Source organism: Bradyrhizobium sp. CCBAU 65884 (assembly GCF_028128835.1).
Classification (GTDB): domain Bacteria; phylum Pseudomonadota; class Alphaproteobacteria; order Rhizobiales; family Xanthobacteraceae; genus Bradyrhizobium; species Bradyrhizobium ottawaense.
On record NZ_LBJU01000126.1, the window covers coordinates 182,897 to 202,041 of the forward strand.

Annotated in this window: 18 protein-coding genes; 15 read left to right on the forward strand and 3 right to left on the reverse strand. The window is 57.1% G+C overall.

Annotation, left to right across the window (positions count from 1 at the left end; all coding sequences use genetic code 11):
- The first annotated feature begins 213 nt into the window (after positions 1-213).
- From XI03_RS27925 to XI03_RS27960, 8 genes are all read left to right on the forward strand, one after another.
- Positions 214-1,404, forward strand: a complete 1,191-nt coding sequence (locus XI03_RS27925) for an ABC transporter substrate-binding protein (RefSeq protein ID WP_271593905.1) — start codon at positions 214-216, stop codon at positions 1,402-1,404.
- A gap of 178 nt (positions 1,405-1,582) precedes the next feature.
- Positions 1,583-2,041 (forward strand): DUF3237 domain-containing protein, encoded by a 459-nt coding sequence (locus XI03_RS27930; RefSeq protein WP_271593906.1) that lies wholly within the window; start codon positions 1,583-1,585, stop codon positions 2,039-2,041.
- 276 nt (positions 2,042-2,317) lie between these two features.
- Entirely contained in the window at positions 2,318-2,998 is a 681-nt protein-coding gene (locus XI03_RS27935; protein ID WP_271593907.1) for a TetR/AcrR family transcriptional regulator, read from the forward strand.
- A 95-nt stretch (positions 2,999-3,093) separates the two neighbouring features.
- Positions 3,094-4,014 (forward strand): SDR family NAD(P)-dependent oxidoreductase, encoded by a 921-nt coding sequence (locus XI03_RS27940; protein WP_212401734.1) that lies wholly within the window; start codon positions 3,094-3,096, stop codon positions 4,012-4,014.
- Between the two features lie 9 nt (positions 4,015-4,023).
- The gene (locus tag XI03_RS27945) at positions 4,024-4,929 is read left to right on the forward strand and encodes a MaoC/PaaZ C-terminal domain-containing protein (RefSeq protein ID WP_271593908.1); all 906 of its coding nucleotides are present in this window, start codon (positions 4,024-4,026) and stop codon (positions 4,927-4,929) included.
- A gap of 11 nt (positions 4,930-4,940) precedes the next feature.
- Positions 4,941-5,357 carry a Zn-ribbon domain-containing OB-fold protein gene (locus tag XI03_RS27950; RefSeq protein ID WP_271593909.1) on the forward strand — a complete coding sequence of 139 codons (417 nt, stop codon included), beginning with the start codon at positions 4,941-4,943 and terminating at the stop codon, positions 5,355-5,357.
- A complete protein-coding gene (locus tag XI03_RS27955; RefSeq protein ID WP_212401737.1) occupies positions 5,354-6,502 on the forward strand; it encodes a thiolase C-terminal domain-containing protein in 1,149 nt (382 codons plus the stop codon). Before XI03_RS27950 ends, XI03_RS27955 begins: the two co-directional genes overlap by 4 nt.
- Positions 6,503-6,535: 33 nt before the next feature.
- Complete coding sequence (locus XI03_RS27960) at positions 6,536-7,672, forward strand: CaiB/BaiF CoA transferase family protein (protein WP_271593910.1); 1,137 nt, start codon at positions 6,536-6,538, stop codon at positions 7,670-7,672.
- A 459-nt stretch (positions 7,673-8,131) separates the two neighbouring features.
- On the opposite strand, the gene XI03_RS27965 is transcribed toward XI03_RS27960, so the two are convergent.
- Both XI03_RS27965 and XI03_RS27970 read right to left on the reverse strand, forming a co-directional pair.
- Positions 8,132-8,884 (reverse strand): SDR family NAD(P)-dependent oxidoreductase, encoded by a 753-nt coding sequence (locus tag XI03_RS27965; RefSeq protein ID WP_212401754.1) that lies wholly within the window; start codon positions 8,882-8,884, stop codon positions 8,132-8,134.
- A 113-nt stretch (positions 8,885-8,997) separates the two neighbouring features.
- The gene (locus XI03_RS27970) at positions 8,998-9,774 is read right to left on the reverse strand and encodes a helix-turn-helix transcriptional regulator (RefSeq protein ID WP_271593911.1); all 777 of its coding nucleotides are present in this window, start codon (positions 9,772-9,774) and stop codon (positions 8,998-9,000) included.
- Positions 9,775-9,873: 99 nt separating this feature from the next.
- Here XI03_RS27970 and XI03_RS27975 point away from each other — a divergent pair, with 99 nt between their 5' ends.
- From XI03_RS27975 to XI03_RS27995, 5 genes are all read left to right on the forward strand, one after another.
- Entirely contained in the window at positions 9,874-10,545 is a 672-nt protein-coding gene (locus tag XI03_RS27975) for a GntR family transcriptional regulator (RefSeq protein ID WP_271593912.1), read from the forward strand.
- Between the two features lie 376 nt (positions 10,546-10,921).
- Positions 10,922-11,602, forward strand: coding sequence for a TetR/AcrR family transcriptional regulator (locus XI03_RS27980; RefSeq protein WP_212401757.1), 681 nt, complete (start codon positions 10,922-10,924; stop codon positions 11,600-11,602).
- Positions 11,603-11,990: 388 nt separating this feature from the next.
- Positions 11,991-12,452, forward strand: a complete 462-nt coding sequence (locus tag XI03_RS27985; protein WP_271593913.1) for a MaoC family dehydratase — start codon at positions 11,991-11,993, stop codon at positions 12,450-12,452.
- A gap of 98 nt (positions 12,453-12,550) precedes the next feature.
- Positions 12,551-14,149 carry a class I adenylate-forming enzyme family protein gene (locus XI03_RS27990; protein ID WP_271593914.1) on the forward strand — a complete coding sequence of 533 codons (1,599 nt, stop codon included), beginning with the start codon at positions 12,551-12,553 and terminating at the stop codon, positions 14,147-14,149.
- A gap of 164 nt (positions 14,150-14,313) precedes the next feature.
- Positions 14,314-15,924 carry a flavin-containing monooxygenase gene (locus XI03_RS27995; protein WP_271593915.1) on the forward strand — a complete coding sequence of 537 codons (1,611 nt, stop codon included), beginning with the start codon at positions 14,314-14,316 and terminating at the stop codon, positions 15,922-15,924.
- 163 nt (positions 15,925-16,087) lie between these two features.
- Here XI03_RS27995 and XI03_RS28000 read toward each other — a convergent pair whose 3' ends face one another.
- Entirely contained in the window at positions 16,088-16,840 is a 753-nt protein-coding gene (locus XI03_RS28000) for an alpha/beta fold hydrolase (protein WP_271593916.1), read from the reverse strand.
- 207 nt (positions 16,841-17,047) lie between these two features.
- Here XI03_RS28000 and XI03_RS28005 point away from each other — a divergent pair, with 207 nt between their 5' ends.
- Together XI03_RS28005 and XI03_RS28010 are read left to right on the forward strand one after the other, a co-directional pair.
- On the forward strand, positions 17,048-17,992 hold the full coding sequence (locus XI03_RS28005; RefSeq protein WP_271593917.1) for a helix-turn-helix domain-containing protein: 945 nt from the start codon (positions 17,048-17,050) through the stop codon (positions 17,990-17,992).
- A gap of 354 nt (positions 17,993-18,346) precedes the next feature.
- Positions 18,347-18,730, forward strand: coding sequence for a VOC family protein (locus tag XI03_RS28010; protein WP_271593918.1), 384 nt, complete (start codon positions 18,347-18,349; stop codon positions 18,728-18,730).
- Positions 18,731-19,145 lie beyond the last annotated feature (415 nt).

Consider the following 19,145-nt stretch of genomic DNA (forward strand, 5'->3'; position numbering starts at 1 on the left):
CAGAGGGTCGAGCCGATTGCTATCCGGGCGCATCTCCCGGGCGTTCGGCCCAATCGGGGTAGCGCGCCGAGACACTCGATTGAGATGGAGTATCAAAAACTGGTTGTTTAAGTAGGAAAAATATGCGAACAAGTAGGAAAAGATCGCGGTGAGCGGCACGTCTCAAACGCAGATCGCAATGAAGCAATCAACCATTAGTGGGGAGGACTTTAGATGAACACATTGAGGTGCCTTAGCTTCGCTTGCGTGTTCGGGCTGATAGGAAACGCAGTCCTTGCTCAGTCGCCCAGCAAATACGACCCGGGCGCTTCGGACAGCGAAATCAAGATCGGCCAGACCTATCCGTATAGCGGTCCGCTCTCATCGGTCGGCGAGCTGGGGCTTACTGAAGCGGCCTACATGGCCATGATCAATGAGCGCGGCGGCATAAACGGAAGGAAAGTGACCTTCATCTCGCTGGACGACAATTACAGCCCCGCGAAAGCCATTGAACAGACGCGCAAGCTTGTTGAGCAGGACGAAGTACTTGCGATATTCAACCCGTTCGGAACTCCAACCGCCACTGCTACTCAAAAATACCTCAACGCCAAGAAGGTCCCGCAGCTATTCGCGGGTACTGGTAGTTCGCGGTTCAACGATCCCGCCTTCCCTTGGAGCAGTTCCGTCATTCCCAGCAATCTTGCGGAAGGGGTCGCGCTCGGGAAATATGTAGTCAGCAAGTTCAAGACTGCAAAAGTCGCGATCCTGTTTCAGAATGATGACTTCGGCAAGGACTACGCAAAAGGATTTAAGGACGCGATTGCGTCGTCTCCCGGCATTCAGATAGTGAAGGAGGCTGCCTACGAGGTTACGGAGCCGACGATCGATTCTCAGATCACTCAGCTCGCCGCGACAGAAGCAGACGTCCTGTTGAACGTCAGTGCGGGCAGGGCGGCAGTCCAATCAATTCGCACGCTCTCAAACCTAAAATGGAAGCCACTTCATCTTTTGAACGGGAAATGGGCCAATATCGATGTATTCGAGCCGGTCGGAATGGAAAAGGCGGTCGGTATTATCTCGTATCAATACATCCAATCCGCGTACGATCCGACCTGGGAGACAGAACCGGCTGCGCTCGAGTACAAGGAGTTCATGAAGAAGTATCGTCCCGGCGCAAATCCGTATTCCGTGATCAATGTGCAAGGCTATCTATACGGGCGACTTCTCGCTCATATCCTGCGCGAAGCTGGCAACAACCTCACGCGGGAGAATATCAACTCCATCTCCATGAATCTCCACAATGTGGACTTCGGCGGTCTCCTGCTGCCGGGCGTGAAGATAAACACCTCCCCTACACAAAGGCATCTCATCTCAGATCAAATACTCACGCAGTTCGACGGGAAAAGATTCGTTCCAATTGAATGAACCGCCGAGCGCCGGGTGCTGCGGCTCCGAGCCGGGTGTCCGGGCCCACTCTACGCTTCGGCCGCCTCCCGGCCGGACCAAGGGCTCGCGCCGGCGAGTCCTTCAACTAAGCCCGGTATAAGTGAATACCGGGCTTTTTTTCCCTCAGCATCTTAGTCGACATCGAAGGATGTAGATCATGACCCCAGCCCTCGAAACAAAATACGTATTCACCATCACGGCACATGTCGGCGAAGTAACCTCGGCGGGCGACATCGGTACCGGCATCCGCCGGATCGTTCCGATATTGGGCGGCGAGGTGAGGGGCAAGATCAACGGTGAGTTCTGCGCTGCCGGTGCCGACTTCCAGATGATCCGACCCAACGGATTGATGGAGATCGAAGCCAAGTATGCTTTTGAGACGGACGACGGTGCCGTTGTCTATGTCGAAAATAGAGGTCTCCGCTTCGGTCCCGCCGAATTGTTGCAAAAGCTGAGTCGCGGCGAGGCGGTCGATCCCAAGCTAGTATACTGTCGTACCGCGCCAAGATTTGAGACCGGTCACGCAAAATATAAGTGGTTGATGCAGCATATCTTCATTGCCTCCATCGCCCGCCTCGGTGACCGCGTAGTGATCGACGTGCACCAAGTGCTGTAAGTCTTTCACAGTGCCGCCCGCGAAACAGCGGCCATCAACCCAAGATCCTTATTTCGCATGAAACCATTCTTGGTGGTCGTCTTTGATCCGAGCTCTCAGTCAACACCCACAATCGAATCTGCGGTAACTTCCAATCATCGGTGCTCGCAAGCCCCTTCGCGAGTACGGTAGCGACGAACTCGTTGTACCGTCGCCCAAAAATGCTTTACAACCATCCTACGGGCCTTGGAGGCACGAGAGGAATCGGTTGTGGGATTTAGCAGCAAGAATCAGAGGGTGCAGTCGTCCGCTGTCCGGCCCAATAAGAAACCAAAACGGGCCGCAGGGAAGCGTGGAGCGGAGCCCGATGCGGCAAGCCTCAGCTCTCGCGACAGTTTGCTGCAGACGGCAGTTGAGCTGTTTGCCAAAAAGGGCTTCGATGGCGTTTCGACCGGAGATATCGCGGCCGCCGCAGGGTTCTCTCAGGCCATCATACACTATCATTTCGGGTCTAAAGATCAGTTGTGGAAGGATGCCATGACTTATCTGATGCACGATCTTGACAAGCGATTTCCATTAGATCTTCAGGAACTGCGTGATCTAAATCCCGTAGATCAACTCCGTGTCATTGTGCGGAGGTTCATCGCCATGTCGGCGTCGAGGACCGAGCTTGCGAGCATTTTGGTGCTAGAGTCGATCGCGGATAGCGAGAGGCTGGAGTGGCTTGTGCGCAGGCATTTTCAAAAAAGAATAGATGTGCTTGAGAATATTGTGAAGGCGGCGATAGCCACAGGGGTTGCGAAGGACTTGCCCCCCTTCCTGGTTACTCACGGTATACTTCTTTCGTCTTCGTTCATCTTCTGCCTGGCTCCGCTGATAAGGCTTGCGCACGGCGTGGACATGAAGGATCGGAAGGCTGCTGGTGCGATCCCAGACGCACTGCTCGACTTTTTCCTCGGCGGCCTGCTGCGGCAATAATGACTTTAATCATGCGCGCGGATATTGACGGCCGTGACTGGTTGATCTAATAGGATTGCTAGTTGAACACATAGGAAATTCGGGAGGGGCGCCGCATGAGCGAGATCGATCTCGTTGACAAGGTTCTTCTGGTGACCGGCGGAGGGCGCGGTATAGGCCGTGAAATTGCGCTCTTCGCGGCAAAAGAAGGCGCTCGGGTCGTGGTCAACGATTTGGGGAGCGCACCCAGCGGCTCCGGCAGCGACGCCTCCATCGCCGAGGAGGTTGTTGCCGAAATCAAACGGGCCGGGGGAACGGCCGTGGCGAACAGCGACAGCATCGCTAGCGAAGCTTCGGCCAAGCAAATCATTGCAGCGGCACTCGACAACTACGGTCGAATCGACGCGGTCGTGAACAATGCCGGAATGCTGCGTGACCGCATGTTCTACAACATGACGGAGGAGGAGTGGGCCTCGGTCATGCAGGTCCATCTTTTCGGTTACTTCTATGTTTCGAGAGCGGCCGCGCCGCACTTCAAGGCGCAGGCTTCCGGATCTTACATCCACTTCACGTCTCCGGCGGGATTGATCGGGGCGGTCGGACAGGCGAACTACGCCGCCGCAAAGATGGGCATCGTGGGAATGTCGACCGGAATTGCGTTCGACATGGCCAAATACAATGTCAGATCGAACTGTATCGCTCCTTCGGCATGGAGCCGTCTGCTCGCAAGTGTCCCGATTCGGTCCAAGGAGGAGGAAGAGCGGGCGGCCATGTTCCAGAAGAAGATGGGGCCGGAAAAGATCGCTCCGCTCTGCGCCTTCCTGGCAAGTGACGCTGCCAAGTCGGTCAGCGGTCAGATCTTCAAGGTGCGCGGCAACGAGATATTTCTGATGAGCCAGCCCCGGCCCATCCGATCGGTTCATCGGGATGGCGGGTGGGGCATGCAAAGCCTTGCGGATGTCATGCTGCCCGCGCTTTCGCCGTCTTTCTTCCCGCTGACGTCGCACCTGGACGTGTTCAGCTGGGATCCGGTCTGAGGCTTCGACATGACACTTGACCATAGCCGCCTGATGAACTGGCCCTTCAAGGACGTCGTTCGCCATTACGACGACAAGGATACTATCCTTTACGCGCTCAGCTTGGGGGTCGGGGCAGATCCGGTCGATCCGCGTCAACTCAAGTTCGTCTACGAGAAGAGCCTTCAGGCATTTCCGACAATGCCCATCGTTCTGGGCATGACGGACACGGGATTCCTGACTGACCCGGCTATCGGCATCGACTTGCGCAAGATGCTGCATGGCGAATCGAGCCTTACGATTCATGCTCTTCTTTCGCCCGTGGGCGGAATTATCAGCCGAATGCGCATCTTGGACATCGTCGACAAGGGGGCAGGCAAGGGAGCGATGCTCTACTTCGAGCGTGGCATCCGGGACGCTGAGAGCAATCATCCGTTAGCCACCGAGCGGGGCTGTTTCGTATTACGGGGTAACGGTGGCTTTTCCGGTGAGGTTAGAAAGACGCCGTCCCCTCGCGCTGTTCCGGATCGCGCTCCCGACCACGTCTGTGCGCTGTCGACTCTGCCGCAGAGTGCGCTGCTGTACCGACTGACAGGAGATCGCAATCCGTTGCATGCCGATCCCAGTGTCGCAACGGGCGCTGGATTTGAGCGCCCGATCTTGCACGGCTCATGTGCCTACGGCATCGCGGGGCATGCCTTACTTAAAGTGTTGTGCGACTACGAACCTCAGCGCCTTCAACGGATGGACGTTCGATTCACGGCGCCCGTGTTTCCCGGAGAAACCATCCAAACGGAAATCTGGCGAGAGCATCAGGGCTCGGCCCTTTTCCGCTGCAAGGTGATCGAGCGCAACAGGGTGGTCCTCGACAACGGTTTTGTCGAGTACGCGGTTACGAACGCCACCGTCGATCCGAGCGGCTCAGCCAGTCACTAAGGAACATCTACATGGACAAGGGAAAACGTTACGTTCCGACCGCGACGCCCGAGACGAAGCACTTTTGGGACGGTACGCGTCAAGGTCGTCTCGTGCTTCAACAGTGCCGCCAATGCGAGCATACCTATTTTCCGCCGCGACCGTTTTGCTGCAAATGCGGAAGCCGCGATGTCGCTCCAAGAGAATGCAGCGGGCGGGCTCGGCTGTACAGCTATGTGATCAGCCATCGCGCAGCACCCGGCTTCGAAGCGCCTTATTCAATCGCGGTCGTCGAACTGGAAGAGGGGCCACGGTTGATGACGAATATCGTCAACGTCCCGCAGACTCCGGAGGCGCTCGTCCTGGACATGCTGTTGCGAGTGACGTTCAAGGAACTCTCCAACGAGATAACACTCCCGCTCTTCGAACCCCAAGGAGAAGCATCTTGAGCAAGGCGCAAGCGGCTATCGTCGGAGCAGCGGAAACCACGAGGATCGGCGTCGTGCCGGACATGTCGCAGTTGCAGCTTCACGCCGACGCGGCGATTAACGCGCTCGCGGACGCCGGAATCGCCGCTGGAAAAATCGACGGCTTAGCAACGGCAGGCGAAGATCCTGTCCTGTTAGCACACTATCTGGGCATCAAGCCGACTTGGATCGACGGTACGGCGGTCGGTGGGTGCTCGTTCATGATGCACGTGCGCCATGCCGTCGCCGCGATCCGACAGGGCCTGTGCAGCACCGTGCTCATCACTCACGGGGAGAGCGGAAAGTCGAGGGTCCCAGCCCCCTTCTTTCCTTGGCCTCCCCAACCGATGAGTCTGGTTGGTCAGTTCGAGGCGCCGTTCGGAGTTGTCGGCGCTCCCACCATGTTCACCATACCTGTCCTGAGATACCTGAAGACCTACGGGATATCCCTGGAGAAATTGGCCATGGTGCCGGTCATCCAGCGGCAGTGGGCGGCGTTGAATCCGAAGGCCACGTTCAAAGATCCAATCACCGTCGACGACGTGCTCGCCTCTCGCATGGTTGCTTATCCTTTCACGCTGCTGATGTGCTGTCCGCAGACTGACGGAGGGGGGGCGTTGATCATAACTGCGCCGGAGCGTGCCACCGAATTCTCCAGCAGCCCGGTCTACGTGTTAGGGTCGGGCGAAGCGAGCGAGACGACGATGATCAGTCAGATGGAGGACTTTACGTCCTCGGCGGCCTTCAGAAGCTCGGGCGCGGCGGCGTTCAAAGACGCCGGTATTAGCCACCACGACGTCGATCACCTGATGATTTACGACGCCTTCGCTCACCTGCCGCTCTATGGCTTGGAGGACCTGGGCTTCTGCGGACGCGGTGAAGCTGCGGACATGATTGCGGAGGGCCATACGGCACCCGGCGGCTCTCTGCCCGTAAACACGAATGGGGGCGGACTAAGCTACATGCATTCGGGCATGTACGGCATGTACGCGTTGCAGGAGAGCGTCCGCCAAGTTCGAGGAATTGCACCTGCTCAGGTCCCGAACGCAAAGATCTCGGTGGCCCATGGTGTCGGCGGAATGTTCAGCGTAAGCAGCACTATCGTGCTCGGCAACCTCGTTCCCTAAGTGCGCTCGCGTATCACTGCGGAGCATGACAAAATGGGACCGTTGAGCGGGATCCGTGTTGTTGAGATTGCTGGAATTGGCCCGGCGCCAATGTGCACGATGTTGTTGGCCGACCTCGGTGCATCCGTACTTCGCATCGAGCGCGATGGAAGCCCCGATCTCGTTGATGATCTTCCTCGCGGCTGCAACATAATTCTACGCGGGCGGCCATCGCTGCAACTCGATCTTAAGAACAGCGATGCTCGTGATTTCGTACTCAGCGTAGTGGGCAAAGCCGATGTGCTGATTGAAGGTTTCCGCCCCGGAGTCGCGGAGCGGCTCGGAATAGGACCGGAGCCCGCCATGGCGCTCAATCCGAAGCTGGTTTACGGCCGCATGACTGGTTGGGGACAAGACGGTCCGCTGGCGATGCGAGCCGGCCATGACATCACGTATCTGGCGTTGAGCGGCGCGTTGAACGCGATAGGTCGCAGGGATCAACCCCCGACGGTTCCACTCAATCTGGTGAGCGACTTTGCCGGCGGGGCGCTGTATCTCGCTTTGGGCATCCTGTCAGCGTTGGTGGAGCGTCAGAAGTCAGGTCTCGGGCAGGTAGTTGATGCCGCTATGATCGACGGCACTGCGTCGCTGATGGCTGCTTTCTTTGGCATGGCGGCGGCAGGCAACTTGACGTCCGAGCGTGGAACCAATTTGCTCGATTCTGGCGCGTACTTCTATGACGTGTATGAGTGCGCAGATGGCAAATGGTTGGCAATTGGTGCGCTCGAACAGCGTTTCCATGACGAATTGCTGCGACAGATTGGCATTGATCCAGGTCTGGCCGATTCACGAGCGAATCGAGAGAACTGGCCGCGCATGCGGGAGCTGCTGAAGGAGCGATTTCGTACGAGAACACGCGACGCATGGCAGGCGCAACTCGAGCCTCTCGACGTTTGCGCCGCGCCGGTGCTGTCGATGTCGGAAGCCCCGACACATCCGCACCTGCGTCATCGCCGCACTTTCGTTGACGTTGAGGGGGTTGTGCAACCGGCCGCAGCGCCTCGCTTTAGCCGCACGCCGGCGAATGATCCGGGCCCGGTTCCGGAGCTAGGTGTGGGCGTCGATGATCTGCTGCGTGAATGGCAGATCGACCCGAAACGACGACCCAGCCAACGTACGGTGCTTTCATAGGCCCTTAAGCAAGGGGCCTTGGGAGTCTTGTACTTAAGCTTTTGGTGAGGCCGCAGGAGCCGTCGAGTGGCGCGCGCTGGGCCCATAGATGTCTCTCGTCGTCTACGACGATACGCGAGCACGTGCTGGCGTTAAGGTGAGCGAATGCAGGCCAAAACCGCCGAAGCGACATCATGGTTCGATCACGCGCTTCAGAGGCGTCGTCTTGGCGCCGGCTTCGAGTGCCGCTCCGTCCCGACCGGGGCGTGCGAAGAGCGTCCGGACCTGATGCACGCGACGAACGAGAATCGGCGCTAATCAGAAAACCGTACGGAAGTCCGGCCGACCTGCGTTGGGCCGGCTATGATCGTTCGCCACGCAAGGTAAAAGCGGCTTTCGTCCGCTTTGAAATCGAACTGCCCTTGTACGCGATGTGTGTGTTGAGGCTGCAGCCGAATGTACACCGGCGGCAGGCAGGGCTCATAGATGTCTCCCGCCGTCGACGACGATGCGTGAACCTGTACTTGCTCTGAGGTGAGAGACGCAGGCCAAGATGGCCGAAGCCACGTCGTCGGGTTCGATGACACGTTTGAGGGGCGTCGCTTTTGCGCCGGCCTCGAGTGCCGCTCGGTCCCGGCCTGGCACGAAATCCGTGGCCACGGCGCCTGGGGACACGGTCAGCAGCCGAACTTCTGGCCCGAGTGCGCGCGCGAGCGACGCGGTCATGTTGTCGAGGGCGGCCTTGGAAGCGCAGTAGGCGACGTTGCTGCCCGACGCCGTGAAGCCAGAGATCGAGGACACGTTGATCACGACGGCATCGCCTGAGGCGCGCAGCACCGGGAGGAGCGCGCGGATCGCGGAGTAGGGCCCACGAACGTTCGCGATAAGGATCTCCTCGAACAGCGCGTCTGTGAGTGTCACGAGATCAGCATGATTGATGGCACGCGTGAAGCCGGCGGAATTGACAAGGATGTCCAGCTTTCCTTGCCTCGAGGCGACGTGCGCCGATAGCGCTGCGAAGCTTTCGGGATCGTTCAGCGACAACCTTGCGACTTCGTGCGATCCGCGGGGCAGGCTGCCAAGGAGAGCGTCGGCGCGCTCCTTGCTGTGATGATAACCGATGATCACGTCTGCGCCGGCGTTGGCCAGGCATCGGACGGTCGCGGCGCCGATTCCGTTACTGCCCCCGGTGATGACTGCGAGGCGGCCGGCTAGGAGGTCGTTTTTACTCATTAGATGCATCCCGTTGTTTGCTGATTGATTTCTATCAAAGCAATTCGGGAAGCTCTGTCACCCGAACACGGGACAACCGGCGCTCGAAAATGCCGACAGCATCCGGTGCCGCATCAGTTTAGAACGAGACGCATTAGCTGGTTTTGCGACGAGATGTTGAGCCTGGCGTAAGCACGCTTTTTGTAGGTCAGGACGGTGTTCAACCCGACACCAAGTTCGAGCGCTATTCCCTCCGATGTGACGCCGCGGATAATGGCGGCACAAACGTCGGCCTCGCGTGAAGTCAGGTTCGGAGCGACCGCCGCGAGACGTTCGCGATAGTACGCGTGCGAATTCGGGCGGTTGGCCGCTTGCTGATCGGCATGACGACGCACCAGCGCGAGCATCAAGGGAGCCTTGTCTCCGATACGATTTATTTCGTCCTCAGTGAAATCGTTTCCTTTGGGTCGGTAGAGGTTGATGCGAAGTGTGCGGCCGTCTCTGGTGTCAGACAGACTAATGCGATCGTCCAGCCTTACTGCGGTGTAGCAGTGGTGACGGTATTCCGAATGGATGACCTCCGATGCGCTCGTCTTCAGGATCCAGCTTCCTTGATTTCCCGCTTCGCGCAATTGGCCGTTGGCGAGGTCGTACTGGTAGTATTCGCGGCAGTATCGTACGGCGACGTCCTGCGACACTTTTGCCGGCCCCGTGTTCTCGGCGAAAATTGTCCATGGCTTCGTGTCGGCGTCAAAGGCGAAGGCCGTCATATGCTCGGGCATCACCCAAGCGGAGGCGGCCCGGAAGAGCGAAGCCGAAAAGGCTGGCGTGCCGAGGTCCTCAATGAGGCTCGTCAGGGCCGGAATGTCACCAGTGCCGGGCGCGGGGCGGATGAGGCGATGGGCTCGCATATAAGCTCCCTGATTTTCCTCGACCTTGCGATGTTGTTTCGTTCGTTATAAGGGTATGCGATCTTGTATGCAATATTGCTTACGAAACGTCCGACCCCGATGTATGCCTTCGAGCCTCCCACACGGCTGACCAGCGTGTTCGAAACCCTGCGCCGCGAGATCGTCGCGGGAGAGCTTCGCCCGAATTCACCTCTTATCGAGCTCGATTTGGCGGAACGTTTTGAGGTAAGCCGAACACCGGTGCGCGAGAGCCTGCAGCGACTTGCTGCCGCCGGACTGGTCGTCCCCCGCAAACGCGGTTGGGCGGTTCGCGAATTCTCGACGGAAGAAATCCGAGAGAACGCGGAAGTACGGTTGGCTCTCGAAGGTTACGCGGCCGGCCTTGCGGCGATCCGCGCATCCGCAGCACAGATTGCCGAGCTGAAGGCGATCCACGAACGGAGGCTCGCGCTTCACTCCAGCAATGAGAACATGCGGGTAAAAACAAACCGCGAATTTCACGACGCGATTATGTCCGCCTCAGGAAACGGCCGGTTGACGAACGCAATCTACCACTCGGGCCAGTTCTATTTCAACGCGCCGATCGCACGGGCGGCGACGGGTGACGAATTGGCGCTGGGCAATGCGGATCATGAGCTCATCTTATCGGCGATCTCCCAACGCAACGCAGACGCCGCGGAACGAGCGATGCGGGCTCACATCAAGCGAACGTTCGCCGTCTTCTGGCGGCTGACCGGTAAGGATGTCGCCGGTCCTCCAGATGTTGCCTGACGGAGAGCCCCTCGTCGTGTCGGGGCGGTTCTGTTCACCTGAGCGGTAGCGTCGTGTACGCCACGTTCTTCGCTGCGGAGAGGTGACTCGGAGCCGGCCAATGAGGGTATCGTCGATGGCCGCAGTCAGTCCGTAAACAACTCGGCGAGCACAGCGCTACGCAGGCGAACCGCATAAATCTATCCCGCGGCCCGACCGCCTCAACAGCGGTTGGTGCTACCAATCGATATCCTGTTTCTATCCTACAGCTTAGTTCAACCTCCCAAATTGATCAATCGCTTTTTCCGATAAATCTATCGGCCGGCCATCGTTTCCCGTCTGTGTCGCCCCTAGATGCGATAAAGGTGTTGACGTCCAAAACTTGGAATTGAGGAAGATGATGGCGAAGCTGACCCCCCAGCGGGCACGTGCGGGCCGCAAAACGGACGGTCAAGAGCCGCGCGAGAAGTTGCTTAAGGCAGCCATGGAGCTATTCGCAAGGCATGGATACGAGCCGGTATCCACGGGACAGATCGCGGCGGCTGCAGGTCTCACGCAATCGATGGTTCACTACCACTTCGGCAAAAAGTCCAAGATATGGAAGGCCGCCATTGAGCGGCTCATGTACGAGCGCGGCCTCGTTTTCCCTATTGGCCGCCTTGATCTTCAGGATCTCGATCCGCTTTCGCGTCTAAAGGTCATGATCAGGAAATTCCTCGCAGCTAATGCCGCAGATCCCAATCTCAATCGCATTCTTATGCACGAGGGCATGGTACGCAGCGCCCGGATGCGCTGGCTGGCTCGTCGATATATGATCGCCGGTTACAGACTTTTTGACCAGGCGATCGAAGAAGCGGTCGAGGCGGGAATGATACGCTCACTTCCGATAATCAACGTAACGAACATCATCGTTTCCGCTTGTACCATGACCTCGAGCCTGAGCGTCTTAATGGATGAGGTTTACGAGGTGGACATAACGCGTGAAGAGTATCTCTCGTCATTCAGTGACTCGCTCGTAGAGGTGCTCTTTAAGGGTCTGGAAACGAAACGGCCGGAACTTGAAGATAAACGCCGCTGACCATGGTTCAGTGAATTCGATCCACTCGGTGTCGGTGGTCCATTGTCTTCAGAATCCATTGCGAAATGCCGGATTCAGGACTTTCCAGTTCTGACGGTTTGACCGTTCCAATACGTGGCACCGCGGGCTACGGCGATCTCCGCCTCGACTTGCTTGATGCCCTACACCGGTCGCAGCGAAGGTCGCTTTCCACAAATCGCTGAGACCGGGCGGGGCAAGTGCGCCGATTTGAGGCGCCGGAAATCAACTGTTAAGTCAAACCAATTTACAAATAGGTCTATTGACAATTCGCGAGGCCCGGCTATTTTCCTGCTTGCAAAGGCTGGCAGAGAGATCGAGCCCAAATTTCGCGTCTGAAGCCAGGGGAAGAGCAAACAAGGAGCGGCAAATGTTCAAAGGTCGGAACGCGAAATATTGGAACGAATTTAAGGTTGGAGAAGTAATCGAAACCGCTGGCCGAACCATTGAGAGCGGCGATGTCAACCTATTCGCGGGGCTATCCGGCGACTTCAATCCCGCCCATATCAACGAAGTGCATGCCAAGAAGACGCAGTTTGGCACGCGCATTGCGCATGGACTTCTCACGCTCGCCGTGACCTCCGGTCAGATGAATGGTACGGGCTTGTTCGAGGGAACAACGATCGGCTTTCTGGGCATGGACAAGGTTCGTTTCTCCAATCCGGTGAGATTCGGCGATACCGTGTTGACCACGGCCGCGATCACTGAGGTTCGGCCAAGCGCCAAAAAGAAAGATCGGGGCGTGGTTTCGATGACCATCACAGTGAAAAATCAAAAGAGCGAGACGGTGCTTACTTACGAACAGGCGCTACTCATGTCGGGCGCAACCTAGGTAAGTATTGTCCGTTCGGCCGCGGCGCCGAGCCAAAGTCAGGGATCGACCGGCGACGTCCGGTCGATACTCGCATCAGATCGACAGCCGATTCCATCATGCCGGTGAAAACAATGTCCCAGGCCCAAGCGAACGTGGCATTCGATACCTCGGTGAAAGCATTGGCTGCGATCGCCGAGTCTCACCCCACCAAGGACGCCTTCGCCTTTCCCGCCGAAGCAATCTCTTTCCGGGATCTGAACGACAAATCCACTGCCTTAGCCAAGGCGCTTCTGGATCTCGGCTTCAAGCCTACAGAGAATATCGCGCTACTTGCTCAGAATTCGATCCATTGGCTGATTGTTCAGTTGGCGGTCGCCAAAGCTGGAATGGTGCTGGTCCCACTAAATACATATTACAAGGTCGAAGATCTGACTTACGCTTTGTCGCATTCGCAGGCTCGCGCGATCTTCTTCACTCCCGCTTTCAGGACGAATAAATATCTCGAATTGGTTAGAGAGGCGACCAAGCATAGCCAGAACAATCCGACCAAAATTATCATCGGCGGACGCGCTGAGCAATGTCTGTCCATGGACGAGCTGATCGCGCAGGGGACTACCTCGAGCGCGTCTCTTCCATCTGTGCACGGCAGCGACAACGCCGCGATCATATACACCTCAGGTACCACGGGCTTCCCGAAGGGAGCGATGCTGACGCATGAGGGCGTTATGGCCAATGGTCGGAGCGTTTTTTCGAGGCTGAAAATAGGCGTTGATGACCGTGTAACTTCCATTGTTCCCATGTTCCATGCGGCATCCTTCTGCGTCGGGATCGCTGGATGCCTGACGGTTGGTGCGACATTCCTTGGGATCGAAGCCTTCGACGCTGTTGAAATGTTCGAGATCATCCAGCGTCATCGAGCCACCGTCCACATCGCTGTTCCTACTTCATTGCGTATGATGCTTGAGCACCCGCGCCGGAGAGAGTTCGATCTATCGTCACTCAGAGTTGGCACCTGTGGGGGAGCAGATGTCGAGCCTGACATGCTGCGCCGATGCGAAGCCGAATTCCCGATTCCATGCATGGTTCAGGGGTATGGGCTGACCGAGTCCTCGGGGCTCGCTTGTTGTCCCGAGGCCGACGATCCGAGTCGCTTCGAAGCCGCGGGCCTGCCCTTGCCGGGATACAGCATTCGGATCGCAGACGCGGAGAACGGTGCAGTCCTTGGACATGACGCGATAGGAGAAGTCCAGGTCAAGAGCAATCTGATCATGCGTGGTTACTTCGCAAACGACGAGGAAACGCGAAAGGCGATCGACGCAGACGGGTGGCTAAAAACAGGCGATCTTGGGCAAATCCGCCTCGACGGAAAGTTGGTACTCGCCGGTGGACGCTTGAAGGATATGATCATTCGCGGTGGCGAAAACATCTACCCTGCGGAAGTCGAGCGAATTCTCTTTTTACATCCGGCTGTAACCGAAGTTGCAGTGTTCGGGATCAAGGACGAGCACTTCGGCGAAATAGTCGCTGCCGCGGTTAGGTGCGGAAACGTTACTGCAGCCGAACTTGTCGATCACTGTGCGAGTCGAATCGCGAAATACAAAATTCCAACCAAATACTTCCGAATCGAAGTTTTTCCGCTCACGCCAAGCGGAAAGATCCGAAAGGTTGCGTTGAAAGACATGGCGGCCGACGGAAAGCTCGACGTCCTAGCTTGACGGTCAGTCGGACCGCTCCGCAATAGGCGTGGCCGTGCATCACTTAGGAACTACCTGATTTCGCGGAGTTTGGCTTCGGCATTCGAAGCTCCCTAGTTGCAAGCCTCTGCAGGGACACGACTGAGGAATCAACCAGCATAAAAGGTTACACGGGAGGTCCAAAAATGTCTGAAAGGAAGAGCGCGAAGCCTTTGGATGTGATCGTCATTGGCGCCGGCTTCGCCGGCTTGTACGCGCTGCATAGGCTCCGGAAAGACGGATATTCCGTCCGCGTTCTAGAGGCCGGCAAATCGATTGGGGGCACCTGGTATTGGAACCGGTATCCCGGCGCGCGCTGCGACATCGAAAGCATGCAATATTCATACTCCTTTTCGGACGAAATCCAGCGCGAATGGAAGTGGTCGCAGCTGTATGCGCCTCAACCGGAGATTCTAAGCTATATTAACTTCGTTGCTGACAAACTTGACCTTCGTCGCGATATTCAACTCGAAACCCGTGTGGTCGCCGCCACTTTCGACGAAGACTCCCGGACTTGGACAGTCCGCACCGAAGCGGGTGAGGCGTTCGAGGCTCCATTTTGCGTGATGGCGACCGGTTGTTTGTCGGTTCCGATCGTTCCCTCGTTCCCTGGAATGGAAAATTTCAAGGGCGACGTCTACCGTACGTCGGATTGGCCTCACGAAGGCGTTCAGCTCAAAGGCAAACGGGTTGGGCTCATCGGGACGGGCTCGTCAGGGATACAGGTGACGCCGGTGTTGGCCGAGCAAGCAGAGCATCTCTACGTGTTTCAGCGCACGCCGAACTACTCCATTCCTGCACTGAATCGGCCGATCGACGATGAGTACGAGCAGGCGTGGAAGCAAAACTACCCTGAGCGGCGGAAAGCAGCTTTAGCCACTCGCATTAACACGCTGAGCGACTTTGGTACTATCCCGGGCAGTTCGGTCAGTTACGAGGAGCGTGAACGCGAGTTCGAGCGCCGCTGGACCAAAGTCGGCGGATTCGGATTCGTGCATGGTTATACCGACATAATGACCGACCCGGTCGTGAATGCTCACGCCTCTGAATTCGTCAAGAAAAAGATCGCGGCATCTGTTCGTGATCCAGAAGTGGCGAAGAAACTCATGCCGAGCGACTACGGTATCGGAGGCAAGCGCATCTGTGTCGACACCGCGTATTTCGAGACGTTCAATCGAAATAACGTCACGTTGATCGACGTCAAGAGCGATCCGATTAGATCGTTCAATCCGAACGGCCTGTCTACGCAATCGCGATCGTTCGAACTGGATACGGTTATTCTCGCCATCGGATTTGATGCGATTACTGGTGCATTGCTCAAGATCGATATCACCGGCCGCGATGGTTTGAAGCTGCGAGACCGATGGGCCGAGGGACCGAAAAATTATATCGGAATGGCAGTCTCCGGCTTTCCGAATATGTTTATGGTCACGGGGCCTGGAAGTCCGTCGGTCTTTACGAACATGGTGGCGTCAATCGAACAGCACGTCGATTGGATCGCCGACTGCATTGCGCATCTCAAGCGCAAGGGTGTGTCGTCCATCGAGGCGCTGCCCGACGCGGAAGACAAATGGGTGTCACACGTCAATGAGGTGGCAAACGGAACTCTCATGCCGAAGGGCAACTCCTGGTATGTGGGCGCAAATATACCTGGGAAACCGCGGGTCTTCATGCCCTATCTTGGGGGAGCACACGTCTACAAGAAAATTATCGAGGAAGTGGCCGGCAAAGACTATGAGGGATTTGGGTTGGCATGAACCTACCGGGGCTTCCACCCAATTTGTTGGGAACGTATTGCTTCATTCGCGGGGCTGTCCGATGCGGAGATGACTTATTTTCCGGATCTGCTGCTTCGTGATGGCGCATAGGACGTGATTGCATTAATCGATGCTAAATCGGCGGCCGATGTACCTGTCCGTCCTATGAAGGATCGAGGAAAGCCGAGACAGTCCCTGCCAAAATCAATGGACACTCATCCATCGGATAGTGACCTGATTCCGGCAAAACGGTCAGCCGTGCGTTTGAAAGTCGCTTGAGCCATGTTTCTCGAACGAACTGCTCAGGAATACCCAAGTCGTGCCCTCCGGTCACGACAAGCGTTTCGGTGGTAAGCGCAGCCGCTTCGCGATCGAAATCGTCCAGGGCCCAGGATTCGAAGTATCCCGCAAAGGCGCGCGCAGAACAGGTCGTCATCGAGAAGGTTGCGACGCTCTTCGACCAGTAAGAGGGTAGGCGCCCCCCTGTCGATGTATTTATGATCGCCTGCCGCGCGTCGAGGTGCTCGGCAGCAGAGCGAAAGAATTCAAGGGTGTCTGCGTCTAGCGGGGCTTTGCCGGCCCAGACGGGCGTAATGGCGCAGATGCGTTGAACGCGGTCTGGTGCAAGTGTCGCCGTCCGAAGCGCTGCCTTGCCGCCCATTGAGTGACCGACGACTGAAAACTGCGCCCAGCCAAGGCTGTCGCAGACTGCGATCGCATCTGCGGCGACTGTTGCCATGTTGAAAGGACCCGTAGAGCCCTTAGCGCTGCCGTACCCTCTAAAATCGGGGATTGCACAAGCAAAGCGATCCGGATCAATCCCCTGAAGCATGGGTTTGAAGCATTGGGCGTCCCCGAACCATCCATGCAGCAACACCGCGCGATGAGGTCCGCTGCCGTAGGTGATATGGCTCACGTTCGGTCTTCCTTCAAAATCAGCGTGCAACGCTTATGCTCGGTCCGACGTATGGCCAAAGCCGCGGCACGTCGGCGCGCTTTCACCTCTAATAGCAACCCACGTGACAGCTTGACCCGATACAAGATCAAAAATAGCCTAAACGATTAGTAACGTCGCGGTCCTTACCAGGACAGCATAACAACTTTACCGACAGGGAGGTTCGTCATGAGTTGGAAGGACTCCAGTCGCGTCCTGCGTATGCAGGGCTTGCTGCCGAACGTCATGTCAGCTGTTTTTGTCGAGATCGACATGATCAACGCCTCTGAAGTCTTCGGTCAGTATACCATCTCTGAACTCGAGGGCATGCGCATCGTTCGTGGAACTACGCGCGGCGGCCGATATCAAGTGCTCCGAAGCGCACGACACATTCGCCAGGCGTCACCGCAGGCAGTCTTCGTATGTTTGCCACTCATTGGCGAACTGACTATTCAGCAACACGGGCGGCGGTCAGACATTTCAAAAGGCGACATCGGACTGCTCGATTCACGCGACGAGTACGCGATCGACATTTCGGAGGGCTCCGATATTCTCTGGCTCAGTTTTTCGCCTACGCAAGTCGAGGCGCGGTTAAGGGGCCTTTCCGATAATGTTGGACGGCGAATAAGCGGATCGAGCGGAGTTGGACTTATTGCGTCCAAGTTTTTACGCTCCGTCGGAGCCGAAGCTGATAGCCTGGCCAATTCTTGCTCCTCGCAAATCAATCTAGCAGCGATCGATCTGATCTCTGCGGCAGCGTCGGAACGGGGCTCATCACATTCCTTCCCCCGCGTCAAAGCAAGCCGAAAAACATGGGAGCGGGCCTGCGACTACATTGAACGCCATCTTGGCGACGAGAACTTGTCACCGGCTAAGATTGCAACCGCGATCGGGATTAGTACCCGCTATCTGAGCGAGTTGTTTGCGTCTGAAGGACAATCCCCAATGGGGTGGGTAATGCTTCGCCGCTTGGAGTCTTGCAGGATGGCTCTAACGCGTCAGCCATGGACCCCCGGCGTTGTCACCAGTATCGCCTTTCAATACGGCTTCAGCAATATTCCAAGTTTTAACAGGGCGTTTCGTGAAGCCTTTGGACAAGCCCCCCGAGACGTCATGCCGATAAACAGGAATTGACGCCCGGCCGCCCATTGACTTGCGAACCCGGCCGGCCGTCTGATTGCCAGGCGGCTTGGTTGCATATGAAATGGCGAAGCCGTCACGGGGCCCGTTCGGTCATCGCGCGCAACCGATTTGTCTGAAAATGCCGATCCTGGGATCGTAAATTTTATGTGCCTTGCTCGACCCGGTTGCGCATAATGCATTGTCCTTCAGAGTGCTCTGCAAGCAAAGCTGTTTCGCCTTGGATGCTAAGCGCTGCGCGCGTATGCGTTTAAACTATCGTTCGAATCTGCTTCATTGAGCACAGAATTGGAGAGGCAAAGTGCGCAAGACGATCTCGCTTTTCCAGCGCCATTTCCGAGTCGGACGATGATCGAGCGCATTGACCACTTCGTTATCACCGTCCGTTCGCTCGAAACGACCTGTGCTTTCTACGAGCGTGTGCTCGGGTTTAAGCGCATTGATTCGGCGGGCCCCACTGCCATGACGTTCGGCAAGCAAAAGATCAACGTTCATGAAGCCAGCCGCACCTTCGATCCGAAGGCCTTGGCGCCAACGCCGGGCGCAGCCGATTTCTGTCTCATCACCCGGATGCCAGTAGAAGAGATGCGCGCCCATCTCGAAAGCTGCGGCGTCACGATCGAGCTCGGACCGATTGAGCGCGACGGTGCGGAGGGTAAGATGATCTCGCTCTACTTTCGGGATCCGGACAGCAACCTCATAGAAATTGGCCGCTACCTGGAGCTGTGTTAAGCGGCGAACACGAGCTCCGCTCGCGCGACATAAAGCCTCCGATCGCGGATCCAATCCGCACGTTGGAGTCGTTTGTCTCGACGCCCCGCATCATCAAGCAGCCGGATACGATCTTCGTTAGCGCGGGCGATCGTTTACGGAAGGCGGTTCTCGACTATATGCGGCCGGAAATCGTCAGATCACGCTGCGATCCCATTGTTGGTCACAAAGCGCCATTGGCAGACTCGCATTCGAGCGCGCCGAATTTTTTTTGCGGGCGAATGACCGAAGCAATTTCGATGCAGGAAGGGTTCGTGCAATGGGTCGCTCGGCTTCGTCAGGACCCTGAAACTTAAGAGCGGAGATTGCATAAGAGGTTCATCCATCCATTCGGTGAATTACGCGTCGTCGGCGCTGCACAGTTCTCTGCGGGCAA